The organism is Blautia sp. MB18-30 (assembly GCF_023669475.1).
Classification (GTDB): Bacteria; Bacillota; Clostridia; order Lachnospirales; family Lachnospiraceae; genus Blautia_A; species Blautia_A fusiformis.
The window spans coordinates 1-24,222 of the sequence record NZ_JAMOYY010000023.1 but is presented as its reverse complement, the minus strand read 5'-3'; the positions used below and the strand labels follow the sequence as shown (position 1 = coordinate 24,222).

Below are 24,222 nucleotides of genomic sequence, written 5' to 3'. Positions count from 1 at the left end.
TTCTGGTATTTTTTACCGAAATATGTTATAAAAGAAGTAAGAAAAACTACCGAAAATCAGATATTCCTGCTTCCGGTCCGAGATAAAGGAGGTATCTTTATGGCAAAACGTATTATCACCATCAATCGTATGTTTGGAAGCAACGGACGCCTTATCGGCAAGACTCTGGCTGAAAACCTGGACATCGGTTTTTATGATAAAGAACTGATTGACATGGCTGCCAAGAAAAACAATATCCCCTTCGACACCCTGGCAAAGGTAGACGAGAAAAAAGCCAGTCAGTGGGTATTTCCCGTTGACAGTGAGCTGCAGTTTACAGATAATTTCTCTTTTGTACCAATGAACGATGTGCTCTATGATCTCCAGAGAAAGATCATCCTGTCTCTTCCGCAGAGAGAGGACTGCGTAATTGTCGGCCGCTGTGCGACCAATATCCTGAAGGATAAATCACTTAAACTTTTTATCCATGCACCTTTTGAGGAAAGAGTTCAGAATGTGATACGCCGTACCGGCAGAGAAGAAGCCAGCGCACGGAAGCTGGTCAAAAAAATGGATAAAGAGAGAAAGGCTTACTATGAATACTTTACAGACAGCAAATGGCTGGATATGACACAGTATGATCTCTGTATTGACAGCAGCCGGTTTTCTATGGAGCAGATTATTGAGATTGTAAAGAGATGTCTTTAGGATTCTTTTTTTCTGAAAATTTTTTTCTGAAAAATGTTTTTACGCTTTGGAAGCGTAAGTGAAACCGCAAGGGAGGGGAAGCACTCGTAGTTGCGAAAGGCCGTTTCCCCTCCCCTGCACCCCTTCCCTCAGGCCCCGCTATGAACCGTACGTTTTAGTTATGTTACGTTGTTGACAGGGTGATGGATTCTGCGTTTGTTTAAAACGCCAGGCTGTGCCGATCTCATCGGCATAACACCTTTCAACAAGAAGACGTATCCTTCCCACCATTCCAACACATTGAGCAACACCAAAATATTTATTGACCAGACGCTATTCTTCCCACACCTCCAACTGCGGACGCTCAACTCATCAAAACGTAAGGACAGGACACCACGCGTCCGCTTCTACCTCTCCGGCTGAAACGTCAGCCGGGGAAGTGACAGTCCTCCGGGCTGCTACGGAGAAGGGGTGATGATGGTTAGGTTGCGGGAGACGGCGTTATTGCGGAAGGGCCCAGCTGTTTGAGCCGAAGGCGAGTTCTGGGCCCTTCCGCAATGGTTTTAGCCGGCTCACGGAACCTTAGCAGCATCCCCCGACGGAGTCCGGCCCGGAGGACTGTCACTTCCCCGGCGTCCGTTCGCCAATATACCCCTTCAAAAACTCATATATATCCCCCTCCAACGGCGGACACCCCTCCACATAATTCTGAAACTTACAGGTACAGTGTCCCACACCAAGCACTCCCGTCTTACCACGATACCCCTGTCCGATGCAGATCTTCTCATCCAGCTTCTCAAAAAGCCCCTCTTCCTTCAGCATCTCCAATGCCGGGATCAGATACCCGTAGCAGGCACTGCAGGATTCCACTTCCTCCACGGCATCCGCAAGCTCCACAACCTTTCTGGATACCGGCATCCTCTGATCCGCACCATCCTCCAGAAATCTGACATCTGCTTTTGAAATATCTGAACAGCCCACTCCAAGCTCACCTGCCAGCTTCACATAAGGAACCTCAGCTACCTCATAATGCATCATCTGACACACATATGCATCCACAAGAACCGGATCACAGGCAGCAATCACCCGGTTCATCACAACAGGATTTCCGCCATCTTCAAAATCCAGATCCCCGCAGATATTATCCACAACAATAAAGTCCTGCTGTATCCCCATATTCAGATGAGCAATGGGTTTATGAAGCCCCAGAGAATGAAACCGTCTCTTTTCCTTATTTGGGATCAACCCCTTCATATTCTTAAGGGCACAGGTGATCTTTGTCTGACAATGGCCTTTCAGAACTGGCACATTGATCAGAAAATCAAGCTCCTTTACCCGCTCGCAGACATTCAGCTCCATTCCGCCGCAGTCCACAGAAATACCCTTATCCTTCTGCATATCCCAGAACGGCACCTGATACTCTTCCTCAAGCCTGTCAAAGCCACAGGTCTCAAAGGCCTCCCTTGTCTTATCTCCTACCCAGGATCCCTCCAGCATCACCATATCCCGGAAGCCATGCTCCTTCAGATACTCGATAATTCCTGCAACCACTTCCGGATGAGTCGTTGCACCCCAGGAAGCCTCTGAAGGAGAAACCAGATTCGGCTTGATCCCGATCTTTTTCTTTCTGTCCCCGATATGAGATTGAAGATCCGCTTTTTCCAGAAGCTCCTTTGTCATTCTTTTATATTCCGTACCACTGGTAATAAAAATCTGATTTTTATCCATAATTATCAAAATTCCTTTCTTTCTGCAATGTGAATGTTGATCCAGATCCACACCAAAGCCCTGCAAAGCTTTTATCATCAGATGAGCCAGACAAAACAGCCGACAAATACAGCAGTCATCACATGCATCACAATCATAAAAAATACCCTCTCTACCGGTTTCCCGGTAAAAAGGATATTTTATCCGACACAGCAGTCTCGTATTATCTTTCGATCTTTGCCCCGTTCCACCATGGGAATTCTCGGTTCAGCCATTTTCCTGCAAGCTCACTCCATGGTTCACAGGCTCTTGCGATTCCTCTGCCGTTTTCGTTGGCAGTCAGCTCATTTGCCAGGCCGATCCCATGGGGTCCCTGCGGAAAAACATGATACTCCACTGGAATGCCCTTTTTATAGAGTGCCTGAACAAAGAGAAGTGTATTATCCAGCAGCACCGTCTGATCCTCAAAGGTATGCCAAATAAAGGTTCTGGGTGTATCTTCCGTAACCTGAAATTCCAGAGACATCCGATCTTTCAGCTCCTCATAACGATCTCCCAGAAGATTTCGAAAGCTTTCTTCATGACCAACTTCCCCTGAAGTGATCACCGGATAATTCAGGATCATGCCATTGGGACGGATCCTCTCGTTTTCCATTCCCGTGATCCCTGCAAGCTCCTCCGTATTCCAGAATACTCCCAGAGAAGCTGCCAGATGGCCTCCTGCCGAAAAACCGGACACAATGATCTTATTCTTTTCAATATGCCACTTATCGCTGTTCTCTCTGAGAAGAGCTACTGTTTTTGCCAGCTGACGGAGAGCCACCGGATATCTGGCAGGTGCCACACTATAACGAAGTACCACTGTGTGATAGCCCATTCCCATAAACCGGACAGCAATGGCTTCTGCCTCTCTGTCAGAAGTCATGCCATAAGCTCCGCCCGGACAGATCACTATGACCGGACGCTTCTGTCCCGGATAGAGTTCTTCCGACTCCTGCCAGAAATAGGTCTCTATCCATGCCTCATTATAGTCCTTTGTTTTTTCTTCGATCACAATTCTTTCGTTGATCATTCCGACTTTCCCTTCTTCATTTCATTGCTTCTCTGATCGCTGCAAGAAGTTCATCGTACTCTTCGTAAGCCGGAATTTCCGGATGATCTGCACGGATCTGCTCTGTGCTGCGGAAAAGGAATCCTGCTTTGCTTGCCTGGATCATTCCGAGATCATTGTAGGAATCTCCGCTTGCGATAGTCTCAAATCCCATGGACTGCAGTGCCTTCACAGTTGTCAGCTTAGATTTCTCACAGCGCATCTTAAAGCCTGTGATCTCTCCGTTCTCTGCTACTTCCAGGGAATTACAGAAAAGTGTCGGCCGTCCAAGCTTCTCCATCAGCGGAGTTGCAAACTGTGTAAAGGTATCACTGATCAGTATCACCTGGGAAAAAGATCTCAGCTCATCCAGAAATTCCTTTGCTCCCGGAAGGGGATCGATCTTTGCAATAGTCTCCTGGATCTCTTTCAGTCCCAGACCATGTTCTTTCAAAATTCCAAGTCTCCAGTTCATCAGCTTATCATAATCCGGCTCATCACGGGTTGTTCTCTTGAGCTCCGGGATTCCGCTTGCCTCTGCAAATGCGATCCAGATCTCCGGTACCAGTACACCTTCTACGTCCAGACATGTAATATACATCTTTCATATCCTCCTCTTGATCCAACTTACCGTTGATATTTCACAGAGTCTGACTCCTTCCGGCTGTCAGAACTCTTTAATCTTTTAGCGCTTTACCCTGATATTACCATATGCTCTCAAGGTCTGTAAACAGTTTTATTTTTTCTTCTTTTCCGATTCATAGATCTTCAGCTCTTTCAGTGCTTTTTCCCCAAGAGGATACAGCATGAAAATATTAAAGATCGTCATCAGGCCGATTCCTACATCTCCCAGATCCCATACAAATGTGTAAGCCGCGATCCCACCGATAAACAGCATCACCAGTGCCAGCACCTTATATCCTGTCTGTGAACCCCAGTTATCACCGAAAAGATAAGCCACATTGCCTCTTGCATAAAACAGGATTCCCAGGAATGTGGAAAAGCTGAACATAAACAGTGTTGCAGCAATAAAGATCACTCCAAACTGCCCCATATGATAATGCATGGCAGTCTGAAGAAGTTCCATTCCGGAAAGCCCCTGTACCAGATCTTCCGGGGCCAGAAGCATGATCATAGCTGTACAGCTGCAGATTACGATCGTATCCACAAATACACCCAGGGCCTGGACAAATCCGGCTTTTACCGGACTGTCACATTCTGCTGCCGCTGCTGCACAGGGAGCGGAGCCGCTTCCCGCCTCATTGGAAAACAGACCTCTTTTTACTCCATTCATCAGCACGACGCCAAATCCGCCGGCAACAGCCTGACGAAATCCGAAAGCTTCTTCAAAAATCCGTTTAAATACTCCCGGCATACTTCCAAGATTTGTAAATATAATAAACAGCGTGATCACAAAATAAAGCACTGCCATCACCGGCACCAGAAGATCCAGAACTTTAACCGTTGCATTCTTCCGAAGCACGATCACAGCTGCGATCACTACCAGCACGATGGTAGTATACATCGGCGGAATATCAAAAGCATTTTTGAAAGACGCCGTGACGGAATTGCTGATAACCTGACTGATCCCACACCAGCAGATCAGGCCGGAAATGGCAAACAGAACGGAAAGCAGAACCTTTTTTCGTTTTCTGCCCTGTTTTTCTTCCCAGTAACGGTGGATATAGTAGGCAGGACCGCCCCTGTAGCCACCATAAAGAGGATCCTTTTCTTTATAGAGCTGTGCCAGGGTTGCTTCGATAAAAGCAGTAGAGGAACCAATCAGCGCCGTGATCCACATCCAGAATACCGCTCCTGCACCTCCTGCTGAGATCGCAGCTACCACACCGACCAGGTTTCCCATTCCCACACGGGTAGCTGTAGATACGATCAGCGTCTGAAATGCTGAAAGATTATTTTTGTCACTTTTCTTTTCTGACAGGGCTCGTACCATATCCGGAAAAAGACGGATCGGCAGAAGCTTTGTCCTAATGGTAAAATAGATACCGGTCGGAATCAGAAGCAGGATCAGAAGTGAGATTCCCAGCGTACTTCCTCCCGGAAGCGGGATCCTTATCAGATCTCCCCACAGAAATGTATAGACCTTTTCGATCATTGTTACTATCATGTTACTGTTTCCTTTCCCCAATCACCCCATGTGATCGTTTTGTTCTCTTTTTCTGCCCGTTGTTTGTATTTATTTCTGCAACGTTTTAAACGGGCAAAGCGTGTCTTTCATTATAATAGCTTTCTGTTTGTATGTAAAGAAAAATCCCGAATCTTTCGATCCGGAATTTTTTTGTATTGGTAACTTTTCTGTTATTCGACAGATTTCTGATATCTGTCTATTTTTATGAGCATAGCTGCATTTTACTCTCAGCCAGCCAGGTGGAACATCTCGATCAGGAATATCCAGCTCATTCCATAGTATGTTATCACGGCTACAAGGTCATTCATCGTAGTGATCAGAGGACCTGAGGCTACTGCCGGGTCCACACCAACCTTTTTGAAAAACAGCGGTATGCAGGTTCCCACTGCACTGGATACCAGCATGGCCACCAGCAGGGATAATCCGATACAGCCGGATACCGCATAGGCAAATACGAGTGTTTTTCCTTTGAATAAGAAAATATACAATCCGATCAGTACAAAAGACAGAATACCGAGCAGACCACCGTTGCAAAGACCGATCCGCATTTCCTTCAGCACAAGCTCTGCTTTCTGTCTGCCCGTCAGCGTTTCATCCATCAGTACACGGATAGTTACAGCCAGGGACTGGGTTCCAACATTTCCTGCCATATCCAGGATCAGAGACTGAAAGCACATGATGATCGGCAGACAGGTAACTACTTTTTCAAACATTCCCACAACAGAAGATACCACCATACCAAGGCCCAGAAGAACGATCAGCCAGGGCATTCTTTTTTTCATGCTTTCAAAAAGAGGTTCTTTCAGATCTTCCTCTGCAGTCAGACCGGCCAGCTTTGCATAATCCTCTCCCATCTCATCGTCTACCAGATCGATGATCCCTGCGGATGTGATCACTCCAAGGAAACGATTGTCATCGTCCAGTACAGGAATGAAATCTTCAGAATAATCCTTCAGCCGTTCCATACAGTCGTCGATCTGCTCAGTACCATACACATATGGATAGGAAGTTACGATCAGCTCTTCCATAGGGTGGTCCTGTCTTGCTGTGATCAGGTCCTTCAGATCCAGCGCTCCATAAAACTCCCCTCTGTCCGTCACTGCAAAGATCGTAGAAATATTATCATTATCTGCCGCCTGGGAAACCAGCTCACTCATGGCCTGCTTTACGGTCAGGTTTTCACGGATCACAATGCAGTTCGTTGTCATTCTGCTTCCGATCTCATCCTCATCAAAGGAACGGATCATTTCAATATCTTTCCGCACCTGTTCATCCAGAAGCTGGATCAGAAGCTTGCGTTTTTCTTTATCGATCTGCTTTAAAACATCTGCCAGGGCATCGGTTTCCATTTTGGAAAGAATGGCTGCCGCTTTTTTTACATCCATCTCTTCCAGATATTGTACAGTTTCTTCTTCCTCCAGATATTCAAAAACATCTGCCAGCATACTGCTTTCCAGGATACGGTATAGTCTGCTTCGCTCCGCAGTGCTTAATTCTCTTAATACTTCCGCCAGATCGTTTTCGTGGAAATCCTGCAGCCTTTCACTTAAAACTGCCGGAGAAACACTGCTTCGGATCAGACTCAGAATATCTTTTGAAAAATCCTGATTTCTTTTTGTCATTTTCTCATCCTCCTCACATAGTTTCGCACAAAACACGCACACCAAAAACAGACATGTTAAAGCATGTCTATGTGCTGTTTGATTTTCGATTGTGTTTCCTTGGGATTTGAGTATAAAGCGAAATGAATTTATACATGATCGCCTTACTGTAAGATTCTCAGAATGAGAAGAATGAAAAAGATATCTATTATAATCCTGCTACAATTATAATGTAATAATATCGTACAGATTCTGATGGCACCGATACATCCTGTCAAATATATCCTTCTGATATACAGACATAATATTCTCACAGATATTCTGTACACTTAAAACAGAATGGAACAGTCTCATCTCGCTCTGTTCTTTCCATCTTTCACTCTGAGAGCTACAACTTCGCCCATGAGAATCACAACTGTCCATTCTGTTCACCTGCCTTTTTTCTTAAATTTTTTTATCAACCCGGCCATTATAACGTTCCCGGCCGGGTTTTGTCAACCGGATTTATGGTTAAATTTATTGTAAATCCGGGTAAAATTTTATGCTTCACAGAGGTGGATGTTTATGCAGCAGCATTTGCGTTAATCGTATCAATGATGTTTTTTCAAAAAGGATCAAATTAAAAAGTCCAACAACAAATGCTTCTGCACGGATCTTCAGCATTTACTGTCGGACTTTTATCCTTTTTATTCCTTTTTGAAATATATCACAATATCATATTGTAGAGCAAAAGATTATTCTGCGTGGTCTTTCAGGTACTCTGCACGCCCCTCTTCGTAGAGGTTATTTCCCTCGCTGTCAATGATGACTACAAGCGGCATGTCTTCCACATAAAGCTTGCGGAGTGCTTCTGCGCCCAGGTCTTCGTAAGCGATAAGCTCTGCTTTTTTGATGCATTTTGCAAGAAGTGCACCTGCACCGCCGATGGCTCCGAAATATACGCCGTCATATTTTTTCATTGCATCTACGACTTCCGGAAGGCGGGCACCTTTTCCGATCATTCCTCTGGCGCCTACGGACATCATAGTCGGTGCATAGGCATCCATACGGCCGCTGGTTGTAGGGCCTGCGGAGCCGATGACTTCGCCTGGTTTTGCCGGGGTCGGACCTACATAGTAAATGGTAGCATCTGTAGGGTCAAAAGGAATCTTTTCTCCTTTTGCAAGGGCCTCGCACATTCTCTTGTGACCTGCATCACGGGATGTATAGATAGTTCCTGTCAGTAAAACCTGGTCGCCTGCATGGAGAGTTCTTGCCAGCTCTCTTGTCAGAGGCAGTGTGATCTTTCTTCTTTCCATATTAAAGCACCTCCGTTTTATGACGTGTTACATGGCAGTTGATGTTAACTGCACATGGCATACCTGCGATATGAGTAGGCATAGTCTCAATGTTCAGACCGATAGCTGTGGTCTTTCCGCCAAAGCCCTGAGGTCCGATACCAAGCTTGTTGATCTTCTCCAGCATCTCTTTCTCAAGATCTGCATAGTAAGGATCCGGGTTCTCTGTATTCAGAGGACGCATCAGCGCTTTCTTTGCAAGAAGTGCACATTTGTCAAAAGTTCCTCCGATACCAACACCAACTACCATAGGCGGACATGGGTTCGGACCTGCAGTTTCTACAGCCTCAAGAATGAAATCCTTGATTCCCTGAAGGCCTGCAGATGGCTTGAACATACGGATCTGGCTCATATTCTCGCTTCCGAAGCCTTTTGGTCCTACAGTTACTTTCACCTGATCTCCAGGAACGATCTCTGTATAGATCATAGCCGGTGTATTATCACCTGTGTTTCCACGGCGTACCGGATCCTTGACAACGGATTTTCTCAGGTAACCTTTATCGTATCCGCGGCGTACACCTTCATTGATGGCATCATTTAAATCTCCGCCTGTAAAGTGGACATCCTGACCAATTTCAAGGAATACGCATGCCATTCCGGTATCCTGACAGATCGGAACATTCTCACTGTCTGCGATATCAAAATTCTCGATAATGTTATCAAGGACACCTTTTGCGATCTCACCGTCCTCGCAGGCACGGCAGGTTTTGATAGCATCCTTCACATCTTCCGGGAGATGTTCATTGGCTTCGATACAGAGTTTTTCGATAACCTCTGTAAGTCTGGTTACTTCGATTTCTCTCATAATAGACTCCTTTCGCTTATCTCATATGTTTTTATTATCATAACATATTGTTAACGTTCGTGGCGGGCATATTTCGGCAGAAGCATAGGAGATACGTCTCCTGTATCAACTCCTGCATTTTTCAGTTCCTCTTCATATTTTCTGATATGATCTAGATTCATGGTGCCAAGCTCTACCTCTTTGCATTTGGCAGCTGCTTTTTTACCTGCATTTCGTCCGAATACAATTACATCAAGAAGAGAGTTGCCCATCAGTCGGTTTCTTCCGTGGATTCCGCCTGCTGCCTCTCCTGCAACCAGAAGGTTCGGGATTTCTTTTGTAAAGCCGTCTCCGTTGATCTCAAGACCACCGTTCTGATAATGAAGGGTCGGGTAGATCACGATCGGGACTTTTCTCATATCAATGCCGTAGTTCATATACATACGGAACATGGCAGGGATCCTCTTTTCGATAGTTCCCTCACCGCCCAGGATCTCGATCATCGGAGTATCCAGCCATACACCTTTTCGTCCACCTGGAACTTCAACGCCACGGCCTTCCTCACACTCGCGGATAACACCGGAAGCATTTACGTCACGGGTTTCCAGCGGATGAATATAAGCTTCTCCGTTTGCATTTACAAGCTGTGCACCAACGGAACGAACCTTCTCTGTTACCAGGGCACCAAGGATCTGTGACGGATAGATCGCACCTGTTGGATGATACTGGATAGAATCCTGGTAAAGAAGGGAAGCGCCTGCTCTGTATCCAAGTACGAGTCCGTCAGCAGTTGCTCCGTAGTGATTGGAGGTCGGGAATCCCTGATAATGCATTCTTCCTGCACCACCGGTTGCAATTACAACTGTTTTTGCTCTTGCAACGGAATAGTCTCCGGTTTCCATGTTGAGAAGGACTGCACCGGCAGTCTGACCTTTTTCATCCTTCAGAAGTTCTACAGCGGAGGTAAATTCCACTACCGGGATCTTAAGATTTAAGACCTCATCACGGATAGTACGCATGATCTCTGATCCGGAATAATCCTTTGCAGCATGCATTCTCTTTCTGGAGGTACCGCCGCCATGTGTAGTGACCATGGTTCCGTCTTCTGCTTTATCAAACTCAACACCAAGGTCGTTGAGCCATTTGATCGCATCCGGGGCTTCCATTACCAGTCTTTTTACCAGCTCCGGTTTTGCTGCAAAATGTCCGCCTCCAAAGCAGTCCAGATAATGCTGTACCGGGGAATCATTTTCTTTATCTGCTGCCTGGATCCCGCCTTCTGCCATCATGGTGTTGGCATCACCGATACGGAGCTTTGTAACGATCATAACGTTGGCACCTGCGTTGTGGGCCTCGATGGCACAGGAAGAGCCTGCTCCGCCACCGCCGATGATCAGTACATCTACATCATAATCGATTTTTGTAAGATCGATTTTTTCGTTGAGCAGACGGCTTTCTGAATGGAGCATTTTTGTCAGTTCCAGTGGTGCTTTCTGTCCCTTGTTCGGTCCTACCTTGATCTCTGCAAATGCATCCGGGTTATAGTCCGGATGGAATTTTTTGAGAAGAGCATCTTTCTCATCTGCACTCAGACGTCTTGGCTCTGTTGCCATACGCTCCGCTCTTGTAGCCTCTACCTTTTTGATGGATTCCATCATATTTTCTGGATATGGTGCATACATGTTTTACGCCCTCCTACTTCTCGATTTCTCTGCTGTTGTAAAGTTCCTGCATCTCTGTGATCGGCTTCTGCATGATCTTCTCGATCATATCGTCAAATTTGCCCTCGTGGATCTCTTCCACACGTTTCTCCAGATGCTCGCTTTTCGGCGCAATATATTTTCCGGTGAGACGTCTTGCCAGAAGGCCTACCATCGGATGGGAAATTCCTGCCGGACATCTTACGGAACAGCAGCCGCAGCTTACGCAGTCAAAGGATTCCTCTGCACATTTTTCAAGCTCGCCTCTCTGAGCATATGCAATATACTGCATGACATTTAAGTCCTGTGTACAGGCCTTTGTGCAGGCATTGCATCCGATGCAGCTGTAGATCTCCGGATAAAGCTCCATCATTACCTGCTGGTTCGGCTTAAGATCTTCTATATTATAAAGTCTCTTGTCTGTAGGGAAGAACGGGATACTTGCCACATACATTCCCTCCTGCACCTGTGTCTGACAGGCGAGACAGGTTTTCAGCTCATTCTGTCCCTTGATCCTGTAGATGGTCGCACAGGCACCGCAGAATCCGTGTCTGCAGCCGCATCCTCTTTTTAATGTATAACCGGCATATTCCATAGCTGTCATAATGGTCAGATCACCGGGAACGCTGTATTTTTTACCGAAAAAATATACGTTTACCATATTATTTTCCATGTTGGTGTCCTTTCTTTTATCCAAATCGTACGCCATGTGGAACAGCCATCTCACACGTGCCCGTCGCAACGCTCTGCTGAACTAAGTACTAACTGCGACTAAGGAGTTCAGGAGAGCCTTCACTCCTAAGTCTTCGTAAGTACTGGATTTCAGCGCCGCTAAAACCGCTCCTAAAATGGGCATCTTAGCGAGATGGCTGTTCCACATGGCTGTGTACTGGCTATAACCAGCGCATATATTTGAAAGTTTCTTAAGGTGCAATCTATAACTTAGTACTCATTAGGTAATTCATCCACCTCATCACATCGGAATACCGGGCCGTCTTTGCAGACGTATTTGTCTCCGATGTTGCAGCGGCCGCATTTTCCGACACCGCATTTCATACGAAGCTCCAGTGTGGTATATACCTGATCTCTGGAGAAGCCCAGCTCTTCCAGTCCTGCCAGAACGAATTTGATCATGATCGGCGGGCCGCAGACCAGAGCGGTCTTATTGGTATCAAAACCAATCTCCTTCAGATAATTCGGAACAAATCCTACATGACCGTCCCAGCCTTCCTGCTCGCGGTCAATGGTAAGATATACATTTACACCTTCTGTTTTCATCCATACTTCCTGGATTTCCTTAAGCTGCACCAGATCATCTGCGGAACGGGAACCATAGAGAATATCTACTGTTCCGTAATCCTCACGGTTATCCAGCACATAATTGATCACGGAACGGAGAGGTGCCAGACCGATTCCACCTGCGATGAACAGGAGATTTTTTCCCTTTAACTTATCTTCCACCGGAAAATGATTTCCGTATGGTCCGCGGACTGCGATCTCATCTCCAACCTGAAGGCTGTGGAGATAATCGGTAAGGGATCCGCATTTTTTGATGCTGAATTCCTGATAATCCTTTACAGTCGGAGAAGAAGTAATGGAAAACATACCTTCACTGACGCCTGGTGCACAGACCATGGCACACTGTCCTGGCATATGCTCGAAAAGCTTTCCACCCTCCGGAGCTTCCACACGGAAGGTTTTTACATCCGGTGTCTCCTGACGGATATCGGTGATCACGCCAACCTTTGGGATCAGCGTATCCAGTGTATAATTTTTATGACAGGTACATTCACTCATTCTTTTCACCTCCCTGTTTTTCAAAGGCCTTGATGACTTTTACGATATTTAAAGATTCCGGACATTTCTCCACGCAGCGGCCGCAGCCAACACAGGAGAACATGCCGTCATTATTTAACGGATAATAAACAAGCTTATGCATAAATCTCTGACGGAATCTCTGCATCTGGCTGGTACGGTTGTTTCCGTGAGCCATCATGGTAAAATCAGAGTACATGCAGGAATCCCAGCAGCGGTAACGGTGAACACCGTGCCCTGTGTCGTAATCCTTAATGTCATAGCACTGACAGGTCGGACATACGAAGGTACAGGTTCCGCAGGCAAGACAAGGCTTGTACAGTTTCTCCCATACAGGAGAATTGAAACGGTCCATGTATTCTTCCTGCGCCCATCCTTCCAGTGAAAGATGTGTATATGGAAGAAGCTCGATAATACCACGGATCGCCTTCTTCTCCTCTTCTACCTTTGTCTCATCAGCATCTGTCAAAAGCTCCTTCACAGCTTCTGTCAGAGCATTTCCCTTTTCTGTGAGAGGCTTCCAGAAAAGCTCTCCCTCGATGATCCAGGCTGCAACATCTGCTTCCGGATCTGCAGCATCAATGCCAAATACTTTACAGAAGCAGCTTTCCTCCGGTTCATGACAGGCAAGAGATACGATAGTTCCATGTTCTCTTCTTGCCTGGTAAAAAGTATCCACCGGATCCCCAAGGAATACCTTGTCGAGAACCTTCACCCCCTGTACATCACAGGCTCTCATTCCGAATACGACAAAATTCTGGTCTTTCAGCGCCTGAGGCTCAATGCTGATATTTTTTCCGTCCTTTTTACAGGTATAGAGATTTTCACTCTGCGGAAAGAAAGCATCCTTCGGTGATTTCACGGTTTTCAGTGTTTCAAGGGAAACTTCTGCATCCTCGCTCCATGCCTTGAAGTTCACCTGTTCACTTACCTTTACCGGTAAATATAATTCCTGGTCTGCGGCAATTTTCCGGAATAATGCCGGCAGATTTTCTACTGCGATCTTATACATACATTATCCCCTTTCTGCCACGATCCCTGGCTCTACATCCTCAAAGGTAAAGCTGGTAAGCGGACCCTTTGACTCCGCATCCTCGCCTGCCTGATACTCACCGTAAAACGCATCAATATCCTTGATAAACTTACGGTTAAACAGATGAAGGGGAATTCCCTGCGGGCAGACTCTGCTGCACTCGCCACAGTCCGTACATCTTCCGGCTACATGGAAGGCACGGATCACATGGAACATCTTTTCCTCAAAGGAATCCACATTTGCCTTCTGGGCGCTGTCGAACTTGTTGCTGTCAAAAACGCATTTGCGGCAGCTGCAGGCCGGACATACATTACGGCAGGCATTACAGCGGATACATTTACTCAGCTCGCTCTGCCAGAATGCAAATTTTTCTTCCGGACTCATTGCCTCGATCCGCTCAACTTCTGCGAAACGGTCAGTGTCCTTTGTCTCCTTTGACTCACCGATCAGTTCATCGTAAATTTTATGCTCTTTTCCTTTACATACATGGCAGCGTTCCAGCATGGCATCTTTGTATGCACAGGTTTTTTCTCCGTAAACAGTATCCACAGTCAATGTCTCTGCATCTCCGGTAATCTCTGCTCCGGAAATTCCCCGGATACCCTTGATCCCCATTTTGCGGATCTTTTCAATATCCAGCTTTCCTTTACAGCCAACACCTACGATATAGGCTTTTTCTCTGTCTACACGATGCTCTTTCAAAAGCTGGTTAAAGCTATATGTATCGCAGGGCTTCAGACAGACCATGGTTTTTCCTTCCAGCTTGGAAGCTTCGATCATATATTTGCTTAAATTGGCACCGCAGAATCCATCATAAACAAAATCCTCCAGAGATTCCGGTGTTTCAAAATAGGCTGGTTCCGGATTAAAGGCAAGATCTCCGGCTTTCCACCCAAGAACCCGGACTACCGTGCCATCTGCAAGCAGTTCTTTTGCACGTTTTATCAGCTCCTGCATCTTATATCCTCCAATCTCACGTTTTTACCAAGTGAATGGATCTTCTCAACAAACTCATTCATAGTCTGTGAAAATTTCACGCCCTCTGCGGCAGATACCCATTCCACACGTGTTCTTCCGTTTTCCACACCAATATAATCCAGCATTGAAAACAGAAGTGTCATACGTCTTCTTGCATAATAGTTTCCGGTACTGTAATGACAGTCTCCCGGATGGCATCCGCACATGATCACACCATCGGCTCCTTTTTCAAAGGCACGGAGGATGAACATGGGATTGACACGGCAGGAACATGGAACACGGATGATCTTTACATCCGCCGGATAGCTCAAACGACTGCTTCCGGCAAGGTCTGCTCCGGCGTAACTGCACCAGTTACAGCAGAATGCCACGATCTTTGGTCTGAATTCTTCCTTTGTTTCTATCGACATATTGCATCCACCTCCGCGATAATCTGTCTGTTGGAGAAGCCCTGAAGGTCCATGGCTCCTGACGGGCAGGCTACTGTGCAGGCACCGCAGCCCTGGCAAAGTGCTGTATTGACAACCGCAACTCTTCTTGTCTCACGGATACCGTGATCGTTGACCTGTTTCTCCTCATAGGAAATCGCTCCGTAAGGACATACATTTGCACAGGTAGAGCATCCGTTACAGAGAAGCTCGTCGGATTTTGCCGTACATGGATTGGTTGTCAGCTTGTCCTTTGCAAGAAGCCCTATGGCCTTTACAGCCGCAGCTCCTGCCTGGGCAACTGTCTCCGGGATATCCTTTGGCCCCTGGCATACACCGGAAAGGAAAATTCCTGCTGTCGGTGATTCTACAGGACGAAGCTTTGCATGGGCTTCTGTAAGGAAATTGTTGGTGTCAATACTTGCAGTAAGCATGGTAGCGATCTTACGTACATCCGGATTTGGCTCAATGGCTGTTGCAAGAACTACCATATCTGCTTTCTTGAAGATCTGCTTATTATCAAGAAGATCCGAGCCCTGAACAAGAAGTGTTCCATCCGGCTGCGGAATTACTTTTCCTACCTGACCTTTGATGTAGTTTACGTTATACTGCTCAACTGCTCTTCTGTAAAACTCATCGAAGTTTTTACCAGGTGTACGGACATCAATATAAAATACCGTCACATTGGTATCCGGATATTTATCACGGATCAGCATGGCATGCTTAGCTGTGTACATACAGCAGATCTTGGAACAGTATGGCTTTCCACGGTCATCGGAGCAACGGCTTCCAACACACTGGATAAATACGATCTCCTTCGGTGCTTTTCCATCGGAAAGGCGCTCAAGATGTCCTTTTGTAGGTCCTGCAGCATTCATGATACGCTCCAGCTCCAGAGATGTGATCACATCCTTGCTCTGGCTGTATGCGTATTCATCGTATTTGTCAAGCTTGATGGTATCAAATCCGGTTGCCACCACGATCGCTCCGTATTTCTGTGTTACGATCTCATCCTGCTGATCGTAATCAATGGCTCCTGCCTGACATACTTTGGAGCAGACACCACATTTGCCTGTCTTAAATTTCAGGCAATGCTCTCTGTCGATCACAGGAACATTTGGAATCGCCTGTGCAAACGGAGTATAAATAGCTGACCGGTTGTTCAGCCCTCTGTTGAACTCATTTGGAATCTTTTTGGAAGGACATTTTTCCTGGCAGACTCCACAGCCTGTACATTTGTCCATGTTGACACTTCGCGCTTTTTTGCGGATATCAACAGTAAAATCTCCTACAAAACCTGCAACTTTTTCTACTTCACTGTATGTATAGATATTGATCTTTTCGTGAGCTGCAGCCTCCACCATTTTTGGAGTAAGGATACATGCGGAGCAATCCAGAGTAGGGAAGGTTTTGTCAAGCTGTGACATTCTTCCGCCGATACTTGGTGTTTTTTCCACAATATCAACTTCATAGCCTGCATCGGCAATATCAAGAGCCGTCTGGATTCCGGCGATACCGCCTCCGATGATCAGGGCTCTCTTTGTAACCTGGCTTTCTCCCGGCTGAAGAGGAGCATTTAAATTGACTTTTGCTACTGCTGCTCTTGCAAGGATCACGGCCTTCTCCGTAGCCTCCTGCATATCCTTGTGGATCCAGGAACAGTGCTCACGGATATTTGCGATCTCCACCATATATGGATTCAGGCCGGCCTTTTCCGCTGCTTTACGGAAAGTTGCCTCATGCATACGCGGAGAACAGGAACAGACAACCACTCCTGTGAGATTTTTTTCACGGATGGCTTCCTGGATCCTGGACTGTCCTGCTTCAGAACACATATACTGATAATCTTCTGCATGGACAACTCCTGGCTCTTTTGCAATGATCTCCACAACTTTTTTCACGTCTACCGTAGCGGCAATATTACTTCCGCAATGACAGACAAATACACCGATTCTCTGCACTTTCTCACCTCCTGTATCTTCTGAACGCACTTACAAGCAGCTGCTGAGGAAGCTCCGGATCAAGAAGCTCCGGAATTTCATTTGGTGAAAGATAGTCTCCGCCTTTTTCCCGAACAACCAGCTGTCTTGCCCCGTCAATGATCTTTCCGGGTTTTACGTCTCGCGGACAGCGCTCCACACAGGCAAAACAGGAAAGACATTTCCACAGAGATGCTGAATTTACAAGTGCTTCGATATTTTCATTGATCACGTAGGACACAAACTGATGAGGCTTGATATCCATCTCGTCAAAGGATGGGCAGGTAGCAGAGCATTTGCCACACTTCATACATTTCAGAGGATTGGTCCCGCTGATCTCCTTTATTTTTTCCGCAGCAGAATGGTTATCTCTCATTTTGCCACCTCCTCTTTGACGCCAAGGGCTTCTGCCAGAAGCTCTGTAAAATAGTAAACCGGCATTTTATTTCCGGAATTTTTATTCAGATTGTATTTGCAGAGCGGACAGGCAGTGATCAGCATATCTGCGCCAAAGCCTGCTGCGCTTTCTTCAATCTTTTCACACATATTCTGTGACATTTCTTTTTCTTTCAGGGATATATATCCTCCACAGCATTCATTTCTGTAAGGATAGATCACAGGCTCAGCGCCAAGGGCACGGATAAAATCCTCCATGATCCTTGGATTTTCCGGATCATCAAATGCCATGATCTTTCCAGGTCTCAGAAGCAGACATCCGTAATAGGCTCCGATCTTCTTTCCGGTAAAAGGATTTACTACTTTTTCTTTCAGTTTATCAAAACCGACTCTGTCCCGGAGAACCTCCAGATAATGGAGAACGGTTGTCTCTCCTTCATAGGGAGCTTCCAACTGCATATAATTGTTGGCTCTGATCCGGATATCTTCCACATTTTTCATATCATCATTGACACGCTTGATCACATGATGACAGGCTGAACAGATTGTCACCAGATCCTGGCCTTTTTCTTTTGCCTGGTTTAACGCACGGACGGAAGAAAGCTTTGTGGCGATCTCGTCTGTGCCAAGCGGATAAACACCACCACAACACTGCCAGTCCTCGATCTCCTCAAGCTCAAACCCAAGGGCTGTGGCACTGGCTCTGGCATACTCATCCAGATCTTTGGCCTTTGTTCTCAGGGTGCAACCCGGATAATAACTGTACTTCATACCTTTCATTATCCTTTCTTAGTCTAAAATCTGACGTTTCTAGTAGATATTCTTGTTCATATATTGTCTTTTTTTTAACGATACATGAATAAAAAAATGAAATCTCAACTAACACTTATTTGAGTTTTTTTATCAATTTGCACCCAAATAAAAGAGAAAAACACTCTTCCTCCGCAATTAAGAAGTGTATTAGCTCGATTTCCGAAATCATCATATCACGTTATTTCTGTTTCGACAAGGCTTTTTCGATATTTTTTTGTGTTTTTTTTAACGTACTTTTGAAAAACCTTATCATTTACGATCCTGCTTCCATGATAATTTTCATTTTCGGGCATAAAAAAAGCTCCGGATCTCTCCGAAGCTTTTTTGCTCCTATCAGTAAATAATGATCGGATAACCTGCATCAATGGTGTTATAGATCAGTGCTGCCTGATCCTTAGGCAGATTGATGCAGCCGTGGCTTCCGTTGGTTTTATAACGGTTCCCGCCAAAGGATGATTGCCAAGACGCATCATGAAGTCCCTGTCCGTAGACAAAAGGCATCCAGTAATTAACCTTTACATCGTAACCATATTCATTGCTGGTAAGGTTAAAGGGACTCGCCTTGTAGGCGATCGGCCATGCACCACGATATGTTTCACGCCCCTTCACCGGCTTACCGCTGACAATATCTGTTTCCGTCACAAGGCTTCCGTCCTTATACAGCCACAAATGCTGTGCATCCAGACTGACCTCTATGTAACTGCCTGCCAGATCGTCTGTTCCGTTTCTCTGGTATCCTTTTTTGCTGTAAACAGGCTCTCTTGTTACAGCAGTACCGCTTTTCAGGTCTTCCAGAAGCTGAGCATATTCTCCGTCCTGATCGATCCGGTATCCGTACTCATTTCCCTCAATGGTCACATCCGTTCCCGTAGATGTATGAAAGGTGCGGGGAACATAAATGGTATTGTATTTGTTGGCAAGCTCACTGATGTAGGCTTTAATGGCTTCTTCATCTAAAGTCAGCGTCTCCCCTTCAGCCTTCAGCCAGGATGTGATCGTATCGGAATCCAGAACAGCCGTTTCACTTCCGAATGTATAAGTTACTGTACTGCTGCGGTATTTCTTCAGCTGGCTGTTCAGGTCTGTAACCTTATTTTTCATATCCTCTGTTGCAGTGACAGTCGGACTTACATACACATGCTTGTTGATCGGTACTGTAATGATATCCCCAAGCAGAGCCGTATCAAATGCTGCGTTCAGATTTGTGTCCACGGTAGTCTCCAGCTTATCCGGATCGATCTCCGTCCCCTGTACCTGCTTCACAAGGGTGAATTCTTTTTTCTCCTTATCGTACTGAATGGCTGCATCAACAGAAGCTTTTCTTTCTTCCGTACCGAAATTTGAAAGATCGAGAGCCTGCTTTTCCTGCTCCTCATCTTCCTCGATCTGACATTCCGGTTCTATATTTTCTTCCTTTGGAAAAAGCTTCCGGCTCTCTTCCCGCTGTTTCTGAATTTCTGTAAGCTTACTCAGAAGGGCTTCTTCATTGAGACTGTAGCCCAGCTCTTTCAAAGTAGTACTGTAAACTTCCTGATCATTTTCCTGAAAGGATACCGGACGATCTGCAAATTCCGCAGTGATCTTTTCTTCTGCCTGCTTTGCATCCAGTCCGGAAACATCCACTCCCCATATGGAAATCTTCCGTCCCAGCGTATTGTGATCTGCCAAGTATGTATAGACAAATAACCCTGCCACTGCCAGGATTGTTACGCCAATGCAGATCCCAAGTATGATCTTCAGTGTCTTTTTACTGATGGTTGATCTTTTCTCCATACCCTTATCCCTCGAGTCTTATGTAATATATGTTATGTTGTCACACTGGCTGTTATTATAATACAATAAATCCCATTTTCTGTAAAAATGACTTATCCCGGATCCTTCTGATCCGGTAAAAAAAGACAGACTGACGCCTCTGCGAAAATCTGTCTTTCTCATACGTTTCTTTATCTGTTTCTGGCAACAGTATTTCTCTCAGAATCTTCTGCTTCTTATTCCGGCATTACGATCTTGCCTGCAACGGCACAGGCTGCTGCTGTTTTCGGAGATGCCAGATAGATCTGAACCTTGGAAGTTCCCATACGTCCCAGGAAATTACGATTGTTGGTTGCCACGACCTTTTCACCGTCTGTCAGGATTCCGCCGGTCCTTCCGCAGCAAAGTCCGCAGCCCGGATGTGTAATGATAGCCCCTGCTTCCGCAAGAGTATCCAGAATGCCAAGCTCAATAGCCTGACAGTAAATTTTGCGGCTGGCAGGAGTCACGATCAGCTTTACAAAGTCTGCAACCTTTTTGCCCTTCAGCACCTCTGCTGCCGCCATAAGATCCTCCAGACGTCCGTTGGTACAGGAACCGATGAATACCTGGTCGATGGTCTCACCCTGAAGCTCACTGACATCACGGATCTTGTCCACCTGAGACGGACATGCCATTACCGGCACAAAATCCTCTGCTTTATAAGTTATGGTCTTCATGTAGACAGCATCCTCATCTCCCACAAGACTCTTCTGATAATCATCAAGCTCTACGTTGCAGTAAGCAGCTGTCTTCTCATCCGGTGTGAAAAGTGCACATTTCGCACCGGCCTCAATTGCCATATTCGCCATAGTCATACGGCTTGCCACAGACATATTTTCAATGGTGCTTCCGGAAAATTCCAAAGCACGGTAAGTAGCTCCATCTGCACGAAGGTCACCGATCAGGCGGAGGATGATATCCTTGGACATGACATTCTCCGGAAGTTCTCCGTCGATCACAACCTTTATGGTTTCCGGAACCTTGATCCACATGGTTCCTGTTCCCAGGATGCTGGCCATCTCTGTGTAACCGATGCCGGAAGAAAACGCACCGACACATCCATAAGTCGTGGTATGGCTGTCTGTGCCAAATACAATATTACCGGGTTTAACATAACCTGCCTCAGTCATAAGCTGATGACAGATACCGTCACTTCTGTGTACGTTTTTCATGCCATATTTAGCTGCAAAAGCATCTCCCACATGGAAATGTCTGGTATCATCCTGCTGACTTGCCGGTACAAGATGGTCATAGATCAGAACAACCTTGTCCGGATCCCACAGCTTCTGAAAGCCCATCTCCTCAAATTTTTCCGCTACAAACGGAATAAAGATATCATGGATCATCACTCTGTCCACATTGACCGTCACGATATCACCAGGCTTTACTGCCTTGCCTGTATTATGTCTGATAATTTTTTCAATGATCGTCTCGCCCATTATTTCTCTCCTCTCCGTTTTTTTAGTCCAGGCCGTTCAGCTTACGCATGGCTTTTACCAGTCCGCCAGCCTGGATGATATCCATCAGATTCTCTGGAAGAGAAGCGATCGGGTACTGTTTTCCATTGTGCTCTACATGCTCATTCATTACTACCGTAACCTGATCTCCCTCTTTTACATTGTCATGAAGATCCGGCTGCTCAATAAGAAGAAGGCCGTTGTTAATGGAGTTGCGGAAAAAGATCCGGGCAAAAGATTTCGCAATGACACACTGCACACCCAGTGCCTTGATGATCTCCGGTGCCTGCTCTCTGGAGGATCCGCATCCGAAGTTCTTTCCTGCTACAATAATGTCGCCCTTTTGGATCTGTCCGGCCAGCTCCGGACGAAGGGGACTGAATCCGTACTGTTTCATATCGTCAATGGTTTTCAGTGCAAGGTACTCTGTCGGGATAATGATATCCGTATCGATATCATCACCAAGTACCCATACTTTTCCTGTAAATGCTTCCATATGTATATCTCCTGTTTATTCCGTTCCGTATCATCAGGCAAATGTTTTCTGTCTGCCCTGTTATAAGAACCCACGCCGAAACGGATCATCCTCTGATAATTTCTGAATATATTATTTAAATCTTTTCTGAAACTCTTATACTCTGTCAGCAATTGCGATCTCACCTGCAACGGCAGATGCAGTAACTGTTGCCGCAGATCCCAGGTAAACCTTGGAGCTCGGATGACCTGCACGTCCCTTGAAATTACGGGTTCCTGTGCTGATCAGGACCTCATTCTCGCCGATAACACCCTGGCAGCTTCCCCAGCATACACTGCAGTTCGGGTTCATAACAATAGCCCCTGCTTCCATGAAGATATCGATAAGCCCCTCCTTTAATGCCTGACGATAGATGGTCTGGCTTGCAGGAACAACCAGGAAACGAACTCCCTCTGCAACTTTTTTGCCTTTGATCACCTCTGCGCCTACACGGAGGTCTTCAATACGGCCGTTATTGCAGGAGCCAAGGAACGCTTCGTTGATCTTGATGCCGCAGGTTTCCTCAGCCGGAACCACATTGTCAACAAAGTCTGGCTTCGCTACAACCGGACGAACTTTTGAAAGATCAAAGGTATACTCTCTTGCGTAAACAGCATCCGGATCGCTGTGATATACCGCTTTTGGCTCACGTCCATGCTCTTTCAGATATTCCAGAGCTTTATCATCAGCCTCAAAGATCCCTGTCTTCGCACCGGCCTCAACAGCCATGTTGCAAAGTGCCATACGGTCGCTGATGCTTAATGTTCTGGCGCCCTCACCGGCAAACTCCATTGCCTGATAGTTGCAGCCGTTTGCCCCGATCTCGCCGATAATGGTAAGGATCAGATCTCTTGCGTAAACGCCCTCAGGAAGCTTCCCTGTCAGGTTAAATTTTACGGTTTCCGGAACCATGACCCAGGATGTTCCGGTTACCATTCCGTAAAGGAAATCTGTGCATCCTACACCGGTACCGAAAGCACCAAGTGCTCCGTAGGAACAGGTATGGCTGTCAGCACCGAAGATCAACTGTCCCGGACGGACATAATTCTCGATCATGATCTGGTGGCAGACACCCTTTCCTTCCCAGAAATCAATATTATTTTCTCTTGCAAAATCTCTCATCTTTTTCTGGGATGCCGCTGTTTTCGGGCTGTCAGACGGTACGTTATGGTCTACGATAAATACCAGCTTCTTTGTATCTGCAATATGAGGATTTTTTAATTTATTGTTGTACATATCAACAGTCAGATGTGTGGTTCCGTCATTACTCATCAGATGATCCAGTGAAACTGTATAGATATCTCCGGGTTTTACACTGTCCACTCCAGCCGCTGCCGCGATGATTTTTTCTGCGATCGTCATTCCCATCTCTTATTCCTCCTCACGGTTCAGAGAAGCGATAAGGCCGCCCTGATTCAGTATATTCTGCATGTATTCCGGCAGTTTTGTGCAGGAATAAGTCTTACCATTGGCAACAGCAGTTCCCTCGGACATATGAAGCTCCAGGGTATCTCCTGTCTTCACAGCATCCGGAAGATCCTTACAGACAATTGCCGGAAGTCCGATATTAATGGCATTGCGGAAAAAAATACGGGCAAAAGATTTCGCAATAACTGCCTTTACTCCAAGTGCCTTAAGAACACCCGGTGCCTGCTCTCTGGAGGATCCGCATCCGAAGTTCTCTCCTCCAACTACAAAATCTCCCGGTTTAACCTTTTTGGAAAAATCCGGATCCAGTGATTCAAATGTGTGGCCCTTCATTTCATCCAGATTCGGCAGAAGCAGATACTGGGATGCAATGATCTGATCGGTATCAAGGTCATTATGAAATTTAAAAATTGTTCCCTTATCCATAAAACAAGTTCCTTTCTGATCGTTATCCATTTCCGGGTTAACATTCCTCTGTTACCCTTTTCGTCCTATATTCTAACACAAAACGTCATATAATTAAAATGTATATTTTTAATACTTAATATAACTT

General features: G+C 46.0%; 22 protein-coding genes. 1 reads left to right on the top strand and 21 read right to left on the bottom strand.

Translation table 11 applies throughout. The annotated features are described in order from the left end of the window. Positions 1–99: 99 nt before the first annotated feature. Positions 100–687, top strand: a complete 588-nt coding sequence (locus NCY57_RS11265) for a cytidylate kinase-like family protein (protein ID WP_021650917.1) — start codon at positions 100–102, stop codon at positions 685–687. A gap of 600 nt (positions 688–1,287) precedes the next feature. On the opposite strand, the gene NCY57_RS11260 is transcribed toward NCY57_RS11265, so the two are convergent. The 21 genes from NCY57_RS11260 to NCY57_RS11160 form a co-directional block, all read right to left on the bottom strand. Beyond that, positions 1,288–2,394 (bottom strand): DUF362 domain-containing protein, encoded by a 1,107-nt coding sequence (locus tag NCY57_RS11260; protein WP_173739985.1) that lies wholly within the window; start codon positions 2,392–2,394, stop codon positions 1,288–1,290. 202 nt (positions 2,395–2,596) lie between these two features. Then, positions 2,597–3,445 (bottom strand): alpha/beta hydrolase, encoded by an 849-nt coding sequence (locus NCY57_RS11255; RefSeq protein ID WP_015524709.1) that lies wholly within the window; start codon positions 3,443–3,445, stop codon positions 2,597–2,599. Positions 3,446–3,461: 16 nt separating this feature from the next. After that, on the bottom strand, positions 3,462–4,064 hold the full coding sequence (gene thrH / locus NCY57_RS11250; protein ID WP_015524708.1) for a bifunctional phosphoserine phosphatase/homoserine phosphotransferase ThrH: 603 nt from the start codon (positions 4,062–4,064) through the stop codon (positions 3,462–3,464). Positions 4,065–4,199: 135 nt separating this feature from the next. Then, complete coding sequence (locus NCY57_RS11245; protein ID WP_022427211.1) at positions 4,200–5,591, bottom strand: alanine/glycine:cation symporter family protein; 1,392 nt, start codon at positions 5,589–5,591, stop codon at positions 4,200–4,202. A gap of 248 nt (positions 5,592–5,839) precedes the next feature. After that, positions 5,840–7,234 carry a magnesium transporter gene (mgtE, locus tag NCY57_RS11240; protein ID WP_173739984.1) on the bottom strand — a complete coding sequence of 465 codons (1,395 nt, stop codon included), beginning with the start codon at positions 7,232–7,234 and terminating at the stop codon, positions 5,840–5,842. Positions 7,235–7,947: 713 nt separating this feature from the next. Further along, positions 7,948–8,511 (bottom strand): Fe-S-containing hydro-lyase, encoded by a 564-nt coding sequence (locus NCY57_RS11235; protein WP_022426051.1) that lies wholly within the window; start codon positions 8,509–8,511, stop codon positions 7,948–7,950. Position 8,512: 1 nt separating this feature from the next. Beyond that, positions 8,513–9,355, bottom strand: coding sequence for a fumarate hydratase (locus tag NCY57_RS11230; protein ID WP_059085578.1), 843 nt, complete (start codon positions 9,353–9,355; stop codon positions 8,513–8,515). Positions 9,356–9,405: 50 nt separating this feature from the next. After that, a complete protein-coding gene (locus NCY57_RS11225) occupies positions 9,406–11,016 on the bottom strand; it encodes an FAD-dependent oxidoreductase (protein WP_022426050.1) in 1,611 nt (536 codons plus the stop codon). Between the two features lie 13 nt (positions 11,017–11,029). Further along, positions 11,030–11,743, bottom strand: coding sequence for a 2Fe-2S iron-sulfur cluster-binding protein (locus NCY57_RS11220; protein WP_330383239.1), 714 nt, complete (start codon positions 11,741–11,743; stop codon positions 11,030–11,032). A gap of 233 nt (positions 11,744–11,976) precedes the next feature. Beyond that, on the bottom strand, positions 11,977–12,831 hold the full coding sequence (locus tag NCY57_RS11215) for an FAD/NAD(P)-binding protein (protein ID WP_015524689.1): 855 nt from the start codon (positions 12,829–12,831) through the stop codon (positions 11,977–11,979). Beyond that, positions 12,824–13,861 carry a 4Fe-4S dicluster domain-containing protein gene (locus NCY57_RS11210; RefSeq protein ID WP_173739983.1) on the bottom strand — a complete coding sequence of 346 codons (1,038 nt, stop codon included), beginning with the start codon at positions 13,859–13,861 and terminating at the stop codon, positions 12,824–12,826. Before NCY57_RS11210 ends, NCY57_RS11215 begins: the two co-directional genes overlap by 8 nt. A gap of 3 nt (positions 13,862–13,864) precedes the next feature. Continuing rightward, complete coding sequence (locus NCY57_RS11205) at positions 13,865–14,839, bottom strand: 4Fe-4S dicluster domain-containing protein (protein ID WP_250789678.1); 975 nt, start codon at positions 14,837–14,839, stop codon at positions 13,865–13,867. Further along, positions 14,827–15,270, bottom strand: a complete 444-nt coding sequence (locus tag NCY57_RS11200) for a hydrogenase iron-sulfur subunit (protein WP_015524686.1) — start codon at positions 15,268–15,270, stop codon at positions 14,827–14,829. The genes NCY57_RS11205 and NCY57_RS11200 overlap by 13 nt, the downstream gene beginning before the upstream one ends. Then, on the bottom strand, positions 15,261–17,249 hold the full coding sequence (locus NCY57_RS11195; RefSeq protein WP_059085575.1) for a CoB--CoM heterodisulfide reductase iron-sulfur subunit A family protein: 1,989 nt from the start codon (positions 17,247–17,249) through the stop codon (positions 15,261–15,263). The genes NCY57_RS11200 and NCY57_RS11195 overlap by 10 nt, the downstream gene beginning before the upstream one ends. Before the next feature lie 4 nt (positions 17,250–17,253). Then, positions 17,254–17,643, bottom strand: a complete 390-nt coding sequence (locus NCY57_RS11190) for a 4Fe-4S dicluster domain-containing protein (protein ID WP_015524685.1) — start codon at positions 17,641–17,643, stop codon at positions 17,254–17,256. Further along, the gene (locus tag NCY57_RS11185) at positions 17,640–18,434 is read right to left on the bottom strand and encodes a CoB--CoM heterodisulfide reductase iron-sulfur subunit B family protein (RefSeq protein ID WP_015524684.1); all 795 of its coding nucleotides are present in this window, start codon (positions 18,432–18,434) and stop codon (positions 17,640–17,642) included. The genes NCY57_RS11190 and NCY57_RS11185 overlap by 4 nt, the downstream gene beginning before the upstream one ends. Positions 18,435–18,809: 375 nt before the next feature. Next, positions 18,810–20,249, bottom strand: a complete 1,440-nt coding sequence (locus tag NCY57_RS11180; RefSeq protein WP_015524682.1) for a L,D-transpeptidase family protein — start codon at positions 20,247–20,249, stop codon at positions 18,810–18,812. 215 nt (positions 20,250–20,464) lie between these two features. Further along, positions 20,465–21,709: a 3-isopropylmalate dehydratase large subunit gene (locus NCY57_RS11175; RefSeq protein WP_015524681.1), complete on the bottom strand. Its 1,245-nt coding sequence runs from the start codon at positions 21,707–21,709 to the stop codon at positions 20,465–20,467. 22 nt (positions 21,710–21,731) lie between these two features. After that, positions 21,732–22,223: a LeuD/DmdB family oxidoreductase small subunit gene (locus NCY57_RS11170; protein WP_015524680.1), complete on the bottom strand. Its 492-nt coding sequence runs from the start codon at positions 22,221–22,223 to the stop codon at positions 21,732–21,734. A 135-nt stretch (positions 22,224–22,358) separates the two neighbouring features. After that, positions 22,359–23,609, bottom strand: a complete 1,251-nt coding sequence (locus NCY57_RS11165) for a 3-isopropylmalate dehydratase large subunit (protein ID WP_015524679.1) — start codon at positions 23,607–23,609, stop codon at positions 22,359–22,361. Positions 23,610–23,612: 3 nt separating this feature from the next. Next, complete coding sequence (locus tag NCY57_RS11160; protein ID WP_022426042.1) at positions 23,613–24,095, bottom strand: LeuD/DmdB family oxidoreductase small subunit; 483 nt, start codon at positions 24,093–24,095, stop codon at positions 23,613–23,615. Positions 24,096–24,222 lie beyond the last annotated feature (127 nt).